The 14,573-nt window shown below is 37.4% G+C and carries 13 protein-coding genes, 1 pseudogene and 2 riboswitches; of the genes and pseudogenes, 6 read left to right on the top strand and 8 right to left on the bottom strand.

Annotated elements, in window-relative coordinates:
- The 8 genes and pseudogenes from GYY70_RS12300 to GYY70_RS01450 all read right to left on the bottom strand — a co-directional run.
- A pseudogene (locus tag GYY70_RS12300) lies at positions 1–143 on the bottom strand (thiaminase II); the annotation flags it as partial.
- A gap of 58 nt (positions 144–201) precedes the next feature.
- Positions 202–291: riboswitch (TPP riboswitch) on the bottom strand.
- Positions 292–400: 109 nt separating this feature from the next.
- Positions 401–1,858: a hypothetical protein gene (locus GYY70_RS01425; protein WP_174831006.1), complete on the bottom strand. Its 1,458-nt coding sequence runs from the start codon at positions 1,856–1,858 to the stop codon at positions 401–403.
- A gap of 185 nt (positions 1,859–2,043) precedes the next feature.
- Positions 2,044–2,334: a hypothetical protein gene (locus tag GYY70_RS01430; RefSeq protein WP_370521131.1), complete on the bottom strand. Its 291-nt coding sequence runs from the start codon at positions 2,332–2,334 to the stop codon at positions 2,044–2,046.
- Positions 2,282–2,464 carry a hypothetical protein gene (locus GYY70_RS11980; RefSeq protein WP_202984434.1) on the bottom strand — a complete coding sequence of 61 codons (183 nt, stop codon included), beginning with the start codon at positions 2,462–2,464 and terminating at the stop codon, positions 2,282–2,284. The genes GYY70_RS01430 and GYY70_RS11980 overlap by 53 nt, the downstream gene beginning before the upstream one ends.
- Positions 2,465–2,522: 58 nt before the next feature.
- Positions 2,523–2,612, bottom strand: a riboswitch (TPP riboswitch).
- 152 nt (positions 2,613–2,764) lie between these two features.
- Positions 2,765–3,247, bottom strand: a complete 483-nt coding sequence (locus tag GYY70_RS01435; RefSeq protein ID WP_174831007.1) for a hypothetical protein — start codon at positions 3,245–3,247, stop codon at positions 2,765–2,767.
- A 782-nt stretch (positions 3,248–4,029) separates the two neighbouring features.
- On the bottom strand, positions 4,030–4,311 hold the full coding sequence (locus GYY70_RS01440) for a hypothetical protein (RefSeq protein WP_174831008.1): 282 nt from the start codon (positions 4,309–4,311) through the stop codon (positions 4,030–4,032).
- A gap of 10 nt (positions 4,312–4,321) precedes the next feature.
- Positions 4,322–5,935 (bottom strand): M48 family metalloprotease, encoded by a 1,614-nt coding sequence (locus tag GYY70_RS01445; protein ID WP_174831009.1) that lies wholly within the window; start codon positions 5,933–5,935, stop codon positions 4,322–4,324.
- Positions 5,936–6,541: 606 nt separating this feature from the next.
- Positions 6,542–6,847, bottom strand: a complete 306-nt coding sequence (locus GYY70_RS01450) for a hypothetical protein (protein ID WP_037393141.1) — start codon at positions 6,845–6,847, stop codon at positions 6,542–6,544.
- Positions 6,848–7,471: 624 nt separating this feature from the next.
- Here GYY70_RS01450 and GYY70_RS01455 point away from each other — a divergent pair.
- The 6 genes from GYY70_RS01455 to GYY70_RS01480 all read left to right on the top strand — a co-directional run bounded on the left by GYY70_RS01455 (position 7,472) and on the right by GYY70_RS01480 (position 14,496).
- The gene (locus tag GYY70_RS01455) at positions 7,472–9,700 is read left to right on the top strand and encodes a TonB-dependent hemoglobin/transferrin/lactoferrin family receptor (protein ID WP_174831010.1); all 2,229 of its coding nucleotides are present in this window, start codon (positions 7,472–7,474) and stop codon (positions 9,698–9,700) included.
- A gap of 77 nt (positions 9,701–9,777) precedes the next feature.
- Complete coding sequence (locus GYY70_RS01460) at positions 9,778–10,818, top strand: ChuX/HutX family heme-like substrate-binding protein (RefSeq protein WP_084547601.1); 1,041 nt, start codon at positions 9,778–9,780, stop codon at positions 10,816–10,818.
- A 100-nt stretch (positions 10,819–10,918) separates the two neighbouring features.
- Complete coding sequence (locus tag GYY70_RS01465) at positions 10,919–11,707, top strand: hemin ABC transporter substrate-binding protein (RefSeq protein WP_174831011.1); 789 nt, start codon at positions 10,919–10,921, stop codon at positions 11,705–11,707.
- A gap of 2 nt (positions 11,708–11,709) precedes the next feature.
- Positions 11,710–12,711: an iron ABC transporter permease gene (locus GYY70_RS01470; RefSeq protein WP_025329844.1), complete on the top strand. Its 1,002-nt coding sequence runs from the start codon at positions 11,710–11,712 to the stop codon at positions 12,709–12,711.
- Positions 12,712–12,720: 9 nt separating this feature from the next.
- On the top strand, positions 12,721–13,491 hold the full coding sequence (locus tag GYY70_RS01475) for an ABC transporter ATP-binding protein (protein ID WP_174831012.1): 771 nt from the start codon (positions 12,721–12,723) through the stop codon (positions 13,489–13,491).
- 204 nt (positions 13,492–13,695) lie between these two features.
- The gene (locus GYY70_RS01480; protein WP_174831013.1) at positions 13,696–14,496 is read left to right on the top strand and encodes an amino acid ABC transporter substrate-binding protein; all 801 of its coding nucleotides are present in this window, start codon (positions 13,696–13,698) and stop codon (positions 14,494–14,496) included.
- Positions 14,497–14,573 lie beyond the last annotated feature (77 nt).

Genomic DNA, 14,573 nt, shown 5'->3' on the forward strand with positions numbered 1-14,573 from the left:
AAAAAAAGATAATCCTGTTTTAAATAATGCTGAAAACACGATTTATCTAATATTCCTTTACCCAGCTGGCGGATAAAATCATGCTGAATATAGCGGTTCCATTCATCCTGACAGGCTTCTGTGAGTGATTGAAATGAAAGCATAAAAGCTCCTTTAATAAATAATATATTAAGGAGTAACAAAACAGACTTATTATTCGAAAAAAAGCGTGTTTTATACTCCCTTCGGCGGTACTAACCGCATCAGGTTCTACGGGTGTAATCTCAGCCAGCGGCACCCCGGATAAATTAACCGGTAAAGGTTAAAAGAAAGTCAGACAACTAGCAGAAAAAATTAAACAAGCTATAAGATGTACTGACAACTATAGTATACAGTTGTTTTAGCTATATAGTTATTAACTCTAATCAAGTCCACTATTTTTATCAGAAGCATCAATTTCTTTACAATGATTTAGTAAAAATTCGTCTATACCAGATATTTGACCACCCGACCGTAGATTCTGTAGAGCATCATACAATGTAACCAGTTTTAAATATTGATTATCATCACTATTAGAAGTATGTCCGAGATTGTTCTTATTTAACATGGTATTTTGTTTTATAGTCATTTCTTTAATTGTTTCAAAATTATTTTCTTCTATTCTGGTAAGAGGTTGTAAAGCATTAATTTTATTTTTATCCACAATAACTAGTTGAGTCATTCTGATATTTTCTTCACTGTTATCAATCTTTTTACTTGTTAACCAATAGTATTTATTCTTAGAAGTGCTGTTGTTATTTGTGTCGTTTTTTTCTTTCTGACTAACTTCGATCAAAGAGAAAAATTCAAGAACTACCTGATTACCTATACGAGATTTAATTTTAACTGGACAGATTGGTACATAAGAATTAACAGATTGATTTTCACATACTTTTTTTCCTAATGTTTGATTAATCTCTTGACAGGTTTCTTTTGTAACTGATATTCGTGCTGAATTAATCTCTCCTAACCCTAATCTTTTAAAAGTATTTAAAAATGTAAAAGATAAGCTATCATAATGAAATAATATGATTAAAAATATAATAGCTGAAAAAAATAAACTAGCTTTAATTTTGTCTAAGAGGGTTCCTTTAGCGGTAGTTATAGCAACAGAAATAAATGAATAAATTAATAGAAAAACTAAAAAAAATACCAGTATAGTACATTCTGTTTCATTGCTTAATTGACTATTTAAAATTAAATTAATCAATACAAAGATTGGGAAAATTAAAACAAATATTAACTTAAAAAAAATTAAATATGATTTATTGAATTCTTTAATTTCTTTTAATAAAGTAATAATTTCTTGTTTTATATTTCCTTTTTTATTTTTTATTAATATATGATATACTTTTTTAATAATATCAATTAGAATTGAAATTCTAGTCAATATAACCACACATACACATATTAAAAGATCAATAAAAAAAGCTGTACGACCAATTATTTTAAAATTATAAGATAAAAAACAACACCAAACAATTACGGCAACAAAATTTAAAAACAATAAAGACCATTTATTTATTTTTTGAATTTCTTTGTCATGTAGGCTATATAATATCGGTAGTGCTAATAAAAATATAAGAGATAAAAAAGTAAGTATACCTAAAGCAGAAATAGCATAGAGAACTGATGTTATAGAGTTTAATGTAACATCGGGCATAAATCCGATATACATGAAAAAAAATAGTAATAGTATTCCACCAATCCCTAAAATAATTGCTGTTATACTTTTTACCGGATTGGTTTTGATATAATTACTTAAATAAGCGGATATTTGGTAATTTTTTTCCTCAGATTTAGTATTCAATAATTGTACTTTCTTTTCATTTTGATCCATTTAATTTCTCACAATCAATACATTTAGTTTTATAAATATTAATTAATAAAATATATAATATTAAAGAAAAATATTAACACCAATTGTAATTGATTTTTTTAGTATCATTGAATTACTGTTTATACCCACAATAAAAATTTTCCATTTTTTTGACTGGTTAAAAACAGTATTAGATATAAAATTAATTAATCTCCGATTAAGTATGGTACCAGTGCAACATGTAAATCCAGTAATTCCCTTTGTTGTCCGGCATCAAGTATATAGCGTGAATATGCAATATTTACTTTGGCTTCGGGCAGAGTACTAAGTTTCTGTTCACTGATGCACCATTCATTACAATACTGTATATGTAATTCCAGCTCAGTATCCATAATAGTTTTGAGACCTGCTAATGCCTTGCGTATTTCAAATACATCATGGTTTTTATAAACCGCGAGTCCCCATGCACGCGCAAACTGAATTAAAAAAAAGATAATCCTGTTTTAAATAATGCTGAAAACACGATTTATCTAATATTCCTTTACCAAGTTGACGGATAAAATCATGCTGAATATAGCGGTTCCATTCATCCTGACAGGCTTCTGTGAATGATTGAAACGAAGGCATAAAAGCTTCTTTAATAAATAATATATTAAGGAGTAACAAAACAGACTTATTATTCGAAAAAAAGCGTGTTTTATACTCCCTTCGGCGGTACTAACCGCATCAGGTTCTACGGGTGTAATCTCAGCCAGCGGCACCCCGGATAAATTAACCGGTAAAGGTTAAAAGAAAGTCAGACAACTAGCAGAAAAAAATTGAACCAGCTATAAGATATACTGACAACTATAGTATACAGTTGTTTTCAATAAATATATATTGAATAAATTTTTTCTGCTTACTATTTATTGTCGTTTATGTCGCGGATTATCTTTCTTTTGTAAATAACTGCAGCTTTATTCTGGCTTTGGCAATTTTTATATAATTTGATATTAAAGAAGCACGCTCCGGTAATTTTATTTTGCCTCTGATTTCGTATACAGTTATCCGGATTTGATTATTTTGTTTGTTATATTCTATTTTTGCTTTACATGGTTTAAATTTTCCCAGTTTAAATTCTGGATTGAGATAAAGATTTAGCTTTTTGTACATCTTATCAGTTATTTCAAAGGTGTTTACTTGCTCATATGGAATGGTTTTATCAAAGCAGGGAAGAATTAATCCTCGTGGCTTCATGGTAAGTAGTGCTGAACCAATGCTTTTATACATTCTGTAACATCTGAATAAGCAAAAAGCACTGATCATTGAGAGGATAATGACACTTATCAGCCACTCTGAATCATGTGCTTTATCAGTTGTAATACAAGCATATATTATTAAGATAAACAGACCTGCCAGCAGGGATCGCATAAATAATCTGATAATTCCGCCCGGTTTTAGGATAATGGGTTCCTGATGATCATTAATGATGCTTTTTTGATAATCTAGATTAATTTCTACTAATTCCTGTACATCGTTTTGGTAATTCGATTACAGAATGCTTAATTCCTTATTAAATGGATCTTCCGGAAGCCTGGTTAGAGTAATGCTAATGAGTAAAATATTCAATGATTTAGGCTGGTAATATTTAATACCAGACAGCCGTTGAGCTAAATTCGGGTATCGGTTGTAAACAGAAGGTGATTATTTAAGTAGTTTGCTAAGTGATAGTGTTTCTGACTTTCCTGCATAATATGTAACATAATCTAAGTCAGATAATTTATATCTGTTTTGTAATAATAATTTTCCAATGCCTGAATAATTGGCTCCTGCAAAAGATACGTCTAAGGTAAAGTGCTATTTAGGAATCATTTTTAAAGCATCTAAATCTGCCATAAACTCTTTGGAACGATTCCATTGATAAATTGTCCAGTTAAATGAATGATAAAAAATGTTTAGATGGCAGATATATTCGATAAAATAAATAATTTTTTAATAAATCAATTGTTTTAGTTAACTTACAATTTGATGATTAAAACTTGCTTATGCATTTAAATGATTTCTGGCAATGTGATTTAATTTATGTGCGATTATGCTGCTAAAGTTAAATAATTAATAAAAGATTTTATATCGGTTATATTACCTTCTTCTCTTTCTATTATTGCAAAAGATAAATTTTTCTCTTTTCCTTGTCTCGTTTTGTGCTAATAAATTTAGAATTCACCCATAGCCAATCTTATATATTGAATAATCAGTTTGATAATAGTAATTACAGCTATTGTTACAGGAATCCACCAAAAAGAAATTTTATTTTCAGAATTAAAAAAAAGAAAATAAGACAGTACCAATACAATCAGATTAAAAATTCCCAAAATGTTAAATATGACCCATTCAATAGGAAAATCAGCATGTCCATGTTTATTTTCATAAAACAGAAATATATAGCCGGCCATCTGAAGAAGCAGAATAATAGGAATAATAATGAATTTACCCATAATCTACTGATTATTTTTTGTTTTGCATAAATAACTGCAGCTCTATTCGGGCATGAGCAACTGTTATGTAGTCTGATATTAAAGACTCACAATCCGGTAACTTTAATTTGCCTCTGATTTCATATGCAGTTATCTGGATATGATTATTTCGTTTGTTATATTTTATTTTTGCGTTACATGGTTTGAATTCTCCCGGTTTGAATGCTGGATTGAGATAAAGAGTTAGCTTTTTGTACATTTGGCCAGTTATCTCAAAAGAGTCTATTTGCTTCCATGGAATAGCTTTATCAAAGCAGGGAAGAATTAATCCGCGTGGCTTCATGGTAAGTAGTGCTGAACCAATGCTTTTATACATTTTGTAGCATCTGAATAAGCAAAAAGCACTGATCATTGAGAGGATAATGACACCTATCAGCCACTCTGAATCATGTGCTTTATCAGTTGTAATACAAGCATATGTTATTAAGATAAACAGACCAGCCAGCAGGGATCGCAGAAACGATCTGATTATTCCGCCCTGTTTTAAGGTAATGGTTTCCTGATGTTGGCTACTGATATGTTTTAGATAATTTAATTTAGTTTCTGCTGTTTCCTGTATATCATTTTGATAATCTGATTGCAGGATGTTTAGTTCTTTACTAAATAAATCTTTCAGAAGCGTGGTTGGACTAATGTTGATGAGCAAACCCCTCAAACGGTTTAATTCGCCATATTTAATGTAAGACAGTCGTTGAGCTAAAGTTGGGTGCCGGGCATAAACAGAAGGTGATTTTTTTAGAAATTTGCTAAGCGATGGTGTTTCTGAGTGTTCTACATAGTGTGTAACATAATCTAAAGGCAGAAAGTTTATATGTGTTTTATAGTAATAATTTTCCAATGCCTGATTAATTCGTGTTTGCAAAAGATGCATTTTACTTAAGGCTAAAGCAAATTGCTCTTTATGGGTAACTTTTAAAACATTTAAATCCGCCATAGCTTCTGTGGAACGATACCACCAATGAATTGCTTTGTTGAACGAACAATAAAAATATTTGGCTAGCAAATACGGAGGGTAGAATAAATAATTTTCGAATAAAGAATAGGATAAATAATTCTGGTATAAAAAATTAGCTGTTTCAGTTAACTTATCAATCTGACGATTAAAATTTGCAGATACATTTAAATCATTACTGGCAATATGACTTAATCTCTGCGCAATTATGCTGGATAATTCTGCTAAGGTTAAATAATTAATATAAGTACTGTCCAGATATAAAGTATTTCCTGTTAATACTATTCTGTCCGGATACAGACGAACTGCTTTATTACTTACCCTGAAGCCATTTCCTATGCAAAGTACAATATGGTTTGGCATAGCGTTTAACCCAAGCTTTTGTACAATTTCCCTAATTAATTTCCATAATTCCGGATTGGTTTCAGTCGTGATCAGCACACCGCTTACTCTGGCTGTTCCTGTATTATCCTGTTTGTTATATCTGTGTAAATAGAAAAAGCATAATCCTGCTACAACAAACAGAGGGATGATTGCCTTCTCCGGTCTTGTACCATCAGTAAGTATTATGAAAACGAATAAAAAAGACAGAATAAGACTGATGGGCAATATCAGCAAAATTGCCTGTATCATATGCGACGCACGAGTAAAATTAATGCGCAATTGTTTTAAAGATTTATCTGCTTTTCTACCCAAATGCTGAATCAGGAATAAAGCAACTACTCCGGAAAAAAGACACATAATACCGCTAACTATGCCGCCGGTAGCGAGTGGTCTGGCATATGTAAGTGCGAAATTATGCTTTTTAATTTCTTGCTTTATTTGCTGACGCTTGCAGTTATTCTCATAATTTTCAGGCTGCTGTAGTAACTCTTGCTGTTGTAATGAAAGCTGAAAGATTTCCTGATTGATGCTCTGGATTTGTGATGAGGAGGGATAATAGTAAATGTTTAGGCGAATGCTAATAAGTGGTAATAAAATGATGAAAAAAAAAGATAGATTTTCTCTTTGAGCGAAAAGATATGAAGGTTTGTACTTTTATGCAAGATAATCACCTGCTATATTACTTTCTTTCGTAATCTTACAGAAAAAAGCAATATGAATCAGTTAACAATAATTCAGAATCTGTAATTTACCAAACTAAATACATTTCTACCATTAGAATACATAAAAACAAATGATTTTATATACTTTAATGTCTCATTTTTATTAAATTTTCTGACCAAGTTAGGAATTTGCCTATTTATTATTCGGTTTTTCTGTTCCGGTCTGCAGAATAGCTGCTAAACCACCATCGTCTGCCAGAAAATCAAATGCCTTTACGGTTGGTTCGGTTAGTGTCCAGAGAATTTCTTTATAATTAAATCCCTGATCGATTTTTAACCGGATTAATCCGTGTCCGTCCAGATAGATAAGATTGCCCAGTACATGATCAAGGCTATGTTGTGTTACTAACTGGTCAAAAAATTCCTGCGATGAGGGATTCGGAAAACAATCGGTAAGTTCGGTAAGAATCTGATACTGAAGAGTACGATCAAGTTGCATGGCTGTCTGTGATAATCAATATAAATAATGGAATAATTGTAATATAGCCTGATTAAGTTCTGGTAGCAGGCTGCTGTGTTTTGTAATCCGGATGTGTGATTTTAATTATGATATGATGGTTTCAGGAAGTGTTTTGTATTTGTCTGGTTCTCATTGATACATTTAGAATGTTAAAAAAATAATAATCTGAATCATGCAGTGGTAAACCGACAGTAAGTGGTGATGAGAGATACTTATTATATAGAATTCAGCAAATTTTATTTTGATAATATAATTGATAAAATAAATTTTTTATTACTCTGAAAGATAAATTCAGAATATAAAATAACCTAAAACAAAGTTTGTATAATTTTATACAAGAGTAATTTTTAATAATTATGAGGAAGTGATGTTTTTATATTAATAAAAAATTATATTTTTGCAAGGCCGATATGTCCGGATTTAAAACATATTTATGCTTACGATCATTTATAAAAAATATTATAAAAAGCAGCTGAGCAGTATTAGAAAAATATGACTTAAAATTAATAAGAATAATTCCTATTTGCACTTGTATAAAAGAATCATTATTGATTACAATGCGGCATCTTTATATTAATTTGTGTCAAAAGGGGTTAACTTAATATGCGCCGCTCACCCAAGATTATTGCGCTGGCTGTAGCTTATATCGGCTTTCCTGCAGTAGTTTATGCCGAAGGCGAAGCTCATTTGCCAACAATTCATGTTGAGGGTAAACGTGTTACGCCAAGTGTATTCAAAGATACTAAAGTCAAGGCAGATACTATTAAGAAACAAGGTGCGGTGGATTTAAAAACGGCATTAAAAGATGTTCCGGGTGTAGAGGTATTGGATACTCAGGGTACACGACAGGGTAATGACAGTGTCAATATTCGTGGTTTAAGTGGTAACCGGGTTGGTATGACCATTGATGGAATTGAGTTGCCTGAAGCAAATGAAATGAAGCATACGGGACAGTATGCGATTTTCGGTCGTGGTAATTTTATGGATGTTTCCGCGCTCAGTAGTGTTGATATCAGTAAAAATGCCCGTGGTTTTGGTTTGGGCGGTGTTGTTGCTATGCACACACTTACCCCTGATGAGATTTTGCAGGATAAAGATCAGGGTGGTTATATTGATACTCAGTATAACAGTGTGGATAAATCTACAGCGGTAACAGGTGTCGGTGCAATGAGAAGTGACCGCTGGCGCGGAATGGTACTGGGTACTTACCGTAAAGGTGATGAAGTGGATAACCGGGGTAATATTGGCGGCAAAGGGGCTTTGCGTACTAAATCAGACCCTGTTGATCACAATAGCCGGTATTTTCTTACTAAGCACGAATTTGATATTAATGACAAAAATACCCTGAATTTTACTGCTGAATATTTGAGCCGCAATCAGTGGACTGATTCATTGTCTCAGGTAAATAGTACCTATACTGATGTACGCGGTATAGATGACAACAAGAAAACACGGTTTTCACTGGGACATGATTATCATAGTGATGAGGGATTGATTCAATCAGGTAAAACTCAGATTTACTGGCAACAGACTAAAACAGATTCAAGTACCCGGCGTGACTATGTCAAAGGCTGTACCAGTATGGTTCCTGACCGGAATAATCGTTGCGTTTTTGACTTTACCAATAAAGATAAAGTATGGGGATTGACAACAGACTGGTCATCGCATTTTGATACAGGTAGTCTGAGTCAGGAATGGCGCTATGGTCTGAGTTTTGCGCACCATGAATTAACTAGTGACTGGCAAGGATATTATGCCAGATCGAAGCCTAATGCCGATAACACTACTATTCGGGCCAGTGCGTATATAGATGCAGATCTGCAATGGGGCAATTTGGTTGTCAGTCCGGGCTTATCGGCTGCTTACTATAATATGAAGCCTAATTCCAATGGCTTTGTAACCGGTATCAATGGTGAAATCGGTGAATTGCGCAAAAAACATCAAAGTGCATTAACACCTCGTCTGGGTATTTCGTATCAGATTACTCCATTGCTGGTACCGTATTTTCAGTATGCCCGTGGTTTTAATGCGCCATCATCTCAGCAGCTGGCTTCTTCATGGAATCCGGGAAACTACAGTTCCTGGGGTAATCCGAATCTGAAAGCGGAAACTGCAAATAATTTTGAGCTTGGTTTACGCGGTAAAAATGATGTTTTTGAATACGGTATAGCCGGATTTGATAATCACTATAAAAACTTTATTGATTATGTAAATATTTCTGATGTGGTGAAGCTACCGGCTGATGCTGTATGGAGTCGTCCGGGCAGTAAACAGACGCTGGTATTGCAGGCACAGAATTTCAGTAAGGCACATATTTACGGCGGTGAAGCATATGCACGCTGGAAGTTCGCGCCAGACTGGAAAGTAAATGGTTCAATAGCCTATTCGCGTGGCTCGATTCGCCAGGAAGGCGTAGACAGACCGCTTAACTCAGTGATGCCGGTTAAAGTGAAACTTGGTCTTGCCTATGATAAGGAAGTGTGGGGAGCCAATGTTGATTTAACCTATGTGGCGAAAAAAGATGATAGCGACATTCAAAATGTTCCAAAAGGAACAAGTTACTATAATCCGTCCAGAAATTACGCGCTGGTTGATTTGGGTGGCTATTGGAAACCAACTAAGCATCTGAGTTTCCGTGCTGGTGTGAATAATGTTTTTAATAAGAAATACTGGAACTGGGCAGATATTGCTTACATGATGCCGAATGTAAACAGTCAGTCGGGCACTTCCGGGCAAAGCGACGGCAATGCGACTAAGTTAACCAGAGACAATGCTGATTTCTATTCAGCTCCGGGACGGACATTTAATGTAGGGTTGCGCTACACCTTTTAAATAAATCTGAAATTAAAATAATTAGCTGAATTATTTGCTAAATCACTATCAATAATAACTTTGTAAAGGAACGAGACATGAGTTTATGGCAACAATATCTGGATAAAAAGGCAACTGTCGAAGGAGGAATGTACTTTCCGCGTCAGGCAGCAGCTGATCTGGGTGTGAGTGAAGGCGCATTAATGGCAGATGCTCCGGACTCTGTTTATCTGGGCAGCCGGATTCGCGATCTGGTACTTAAGCTGGAAACCCTGGGAGAAGTTTTGAGTGTGGTGCGTAATGATGCCGCAGTACATGAAAAAGTTGGTGTTTATGAACATGTAACGCTGACTGCGCGTACAGGGCTGGCGCTGAATGTGGGCGGGCTGGATTTACGTTTTTTCCTGCATAACTGGCATCATGCTATCGCTACAACTGTGGTGATTGGTGAAAGAACCATGCGTTCGATTCAGTTTTATGACGAATACGGCATGAGTATTGAAAAAGTTTTCATGCGTGATGAAACTAAACTGGACGCATGGCAGGCTCTGATTGATGAATTCGCAACCAGTGGCAAACCGGAATTTCTGCCGGCACCGGAAATTAATGTAACGATACCGGAACCATTGTCACCAGAGCGCGAGCAGGCCTTTCAGGAGCGCTGGAATGAGCTGAAAGATGTACATCATTTTGGTGGTTTGCTGGAGACTTTTAAAATTGACCGCCAGCAGTCTTACCGTCATGCACCGGCAGGCAGCACTAAGCAGGTCGATCGCAGTGTATGGGAAGAAGTTCTGCAGTATGTTCAGGCAAATAATCTGGAAATTATGGTATTTGTCGGTAATCGTGGTTTAGTGCAGATTCAGACTGGTAAACTACACAATGTAGTGCGCTCACATGGCTATCTGAATGTACTGGATGCCAAAGTACCGGAAGAAGGCTTTGATTTGCATCTGCGCGATAGTGATATTGTGGAAACCTGGGTGGTACGTCGTCCGATCAGTGAAGGTTATGTTACTTGTATAGAAGGTTTCGACAAAAATCGTCAAACTGTGGTGCAAATTTTTGGTCGCCGTGAAGAAGGTAATGATGAAATGCAATCATGGCATCAGCTGATGGATGGCTTGTTAGCAGGCTAAGTAGCCGGGGCAGATATGCATTTTGTAGTTATGGTGAAATCATAAATTACTAGGAATATGGATATCTGCCATTGTAATATGAGTAATTAAAGGGTGGATTATGAAAAAATTACTGTTGGCAGCGGCTATGTGCGCTGCTTTTCCATTTGCGTTTGCTGCTCGTATTGTTACGCTGACGCCTGATGTGGCAGATATTGTGGTGGAGTTGGGTAGTGCTAAAGAAGTAGTAGGGCGCGAGATGGCTTCTACTAATCCGGCTTTAAAAAATGTGCCCAGTATAGGCTTGTTTCACGGTTTAAGTGTAGAGCCGATTGCGGCCAGAAAACCAACTCTTGTTCTGGGTTCGTGGATGGCTCAGCCAACCAGTATTTACGCCAATCTGAACCGGGTAGGTGTTAAAGCAGTGAATGTTGCGCCAAAGGATGATATTAATGGCTATGCGGCCGGTATTCGCCAGATTGGGCAGCTTATTGGTAAGAGTAAAGAAGCCAATGCATTGGCAGATCGCTGGCTCAGTCAGGTGAAACAGATGCCGAAAACCGGTAAGCGCTATCTGATTAGCTATGATGGTCGTTATGTTTCCGGTCGGGGTACTGCTGCGGATGAACTCATCAGGCGGGCTGGTGGTATTAATGCAGCCGCTGCTATTGAAGGTATGAAACCGATGTCACGCGAGGCATGGCTGGCCGCGAAACCGGATATCATTCTGATTGCCGAACGTAACCAAAAACTGACAGGCGGCGTGCAGGGTTTGATTAAACGGCCGGAAATTGCTGCTTCTCCAGCCGCAAAACAACAGAAAATCTATTTTATGCCGTCAAATGATATTTTTCGTTATGGCCTGAATACTCCGCAGGTTATTCCTAAACTTTATAAACTGGCACAATAATTATGACGCAAGTGCAGCAAACGGCCGGTACGCCTGATCACAATAGGGTGAAAAGTGCGTTCTGGCCTAAACTGGTTTGGTTTATCGCCGCTATATTATTCAGTTTACTGTTGAGCTGGTTTTGTCTGGGACTGGGTATGGGTGGCTGGCAATGGCCGCAATCCATGGATGAGATAACACTAGGTATCCGGCTGCCGCGAGTACTGGTAGCGCTGATAGTGGGTGCCGCACTGGCTGCTTCCGGTGCTGCATTGCAGGCATTATTTGATAATCCGCTGGCGGATCCGAGCTTGATAGGTACCTCCGGTGGTGCCGCACTGGGGGTTATTGCCGTTCTGGCTGGTGGCTGGGGTGCTGTAACAGTACCAATGGCTGCGTTTCTGGGGGCTTTGCTGGTATGTGTTCTGATTCTGACGGTACATCGTCTACTAGGCGGAGGAACATTAGGGCTACTGGTGATGGGTTTTGTTATCAGTGCCTTTTGTGGTGCATTGGTAAGCATGATTCTGTTTATGTCGGATGATATGGTTTTACGCAGTGCAACTAGCTGGCTGGCTGGCAGTCTGGCTGAATCCGGTTTTACTTCACCATGGTATGCGCTGGTAGTAATGCTGCTGGGATTGTGTGTTCTGGTGGCAGTGGGCAGGCGACTGGATATTCTGATGCTGGGAGAAGAAACAGCCATTAGTATGGGTGTTGCTGTCGGGAGTACCCGGATATGGGCAGTGATAGGCTCTGCTCTGTTAACCGGAGCAGCGGTATCAATGGCCGGTATTATTGGTTTTCTGGGTATGATGGTACCGAATGTGGTTGCCCGTAATCGCGGCGGCAGTCGGCGTAAAATTATTCTGTTGTCTGCCTGGCTGGGAGCAATATTTTTGCTGCTGGTAGACAGTGTATCGCGCTGGCTGAGTTATCCGGTTGATTTACCTGTAGGTATCGTAATTTCTTTACTTGGCGGACCATTTTTCCTGTGGTTGTTTTTACAACCATTGCGTCGCTAGGATCTGGATATGGAAAATTTATTTACCATTCGCAATGTACATGTACAACCACGTGGCCGTTGTATTTTATCGGTACCACAACTTGATTTACCGGCCAATCAGCATATCAGCATTATCGGGCCGAATGGCGCCGGTAAGTCAACCTTACTGCGTGCACTGTTAGGCCTGCATGGTGCCGGTGTCAAATTATTTGGAGAACCGGTTGACAATAGTTTAAAGCGCCGGCAGATTGCATGGGTGGGTCAGCACGGACAATATAATTTGCCGCTTACGGTAGTTGAGTATGTGCAGCTTGGTTGCTCTCCTCAGGGTGGCTGGTTTAAGAAAGCCCGGGCACCCGCAGCAAAGCTCCAGCAGTTACTTGATGTTTTCGACTTATGCTCACTGGCACAGCAACGCATAGGCAGTTTATCTGGAGGTGAACAGCAGCGTGCTAATGTGGTACGTGCGCTGCTTCAGAATGCACCATTACTACTGCTTGATGAACCATGTAATCATCTGGATATTCGTCATCAGCACCAACTGATGCATTATCTGCATGAGCATCACGCTGATTTTTCTGTTGTTATGGTACTGCATGATTTAACTATGGCAGCAAATCATTCTGATTTTATTGTATTAATGAATGAAGGACAGATAGTTGCTTCAGGAACACCTCAGGATGTTATGCAATCTGCTTTGCTGAGTGAAGTATATCAATGGCCCATCCGGCGTATTGAAGAGGATGGTAAACTGTTTTTTCGTATGAATCATCATGCGTTGCATTCGGCTGCCGCATAATATCGCAGTGAATCTTCATGGTTAGTATCAGCACGGTTCATGTTGAATCAGAGATAAAATACCAATAATAACTTGGTATTTGTCTGCTATGTGTTCTGGTATTTGCAGTAAGTACCTGATTGCCGGCAGATGAAAGTGTTAAAAAATTCCGGTATAGTGTGTATGACACAATTATCTATTACCTTTAAATCAGGAACTTTATATATGCAAAACGCCATACGTAATTTTTTATTTGGTTCTGTGGTTGCGGTGGCGTTAGCTGCCTGTGGTGGTGAATCTGCCTCAGGTACTGCTTCCGGCTCCGGTGAGAGTACAGGTCAAAAGGTAGTAATGGGGCTGGATGACAGCTTTCCGCCTATGGGCTTTCGTAATGAAAAAAATGAGTTGGTTGGTTTCGATATTGATATGGCTCGTGAAGCAGCCAAGCGTGCCGGTCTGAATGTTGAGCTTAAGCCAATCGACTGGAGTGCCAAAGAATCGGAGCTTAACAGTAAACGTGTTGATATGCTGTGGAACGGATTAACCATTACTCCACAGCGGCAGCAGCAATTATTATTATCCAAACCGTATATGGACAATCATCAGATTATTGTTGTCCGTCCCGATAGCGGAATTAATACTAAAGCTGATCTGAATGGTAAAATTGTGGCGGTTCAGGATGGCAGTAGTGCTGTTGATGCAGTAGAAGCTGATCAGAATACAGCCAAATCATTCAAAGAATTGAAGAAATATGCAGATAATGTGACAGCATTAATGGATGTATCCGCCAAACGTGTAGATGCACTGGTTGTAGATGAAGTGGTCGGTCGCTATTATGTTTCAAAAAAACCTAATGAATATAAAGTATTAGGTGATAATTTTGGTACGGAACAATATGCTGTTGCCTTCCGTAAAGATGATCAGGCTCTGGAGCAAAAAATTCAAGGGGCTCTGGATAGTATGAAAGCAGACGGTACATCTGCTAAAATTGCTACAAAATGGTTCGGTAAAGACATCATTAAATAAATGTTGTTTTACTTTGGAATCAACGCTGCCTGAATAGAATTTATTCAGGCAGCGTTATTGTTGTTTTAAGGAATACA

It is taken from the genome of Snodgrassella sp. ESL0324 (assembly GCF_013344955.1).
Classification (GTDB): domain Bacteria; phylum Pseudomonadota; class Gammaproteobacteria; order Burkholderiales; family Neisseriaceae; genus Snodgrassella; species Snodgrassella alvi.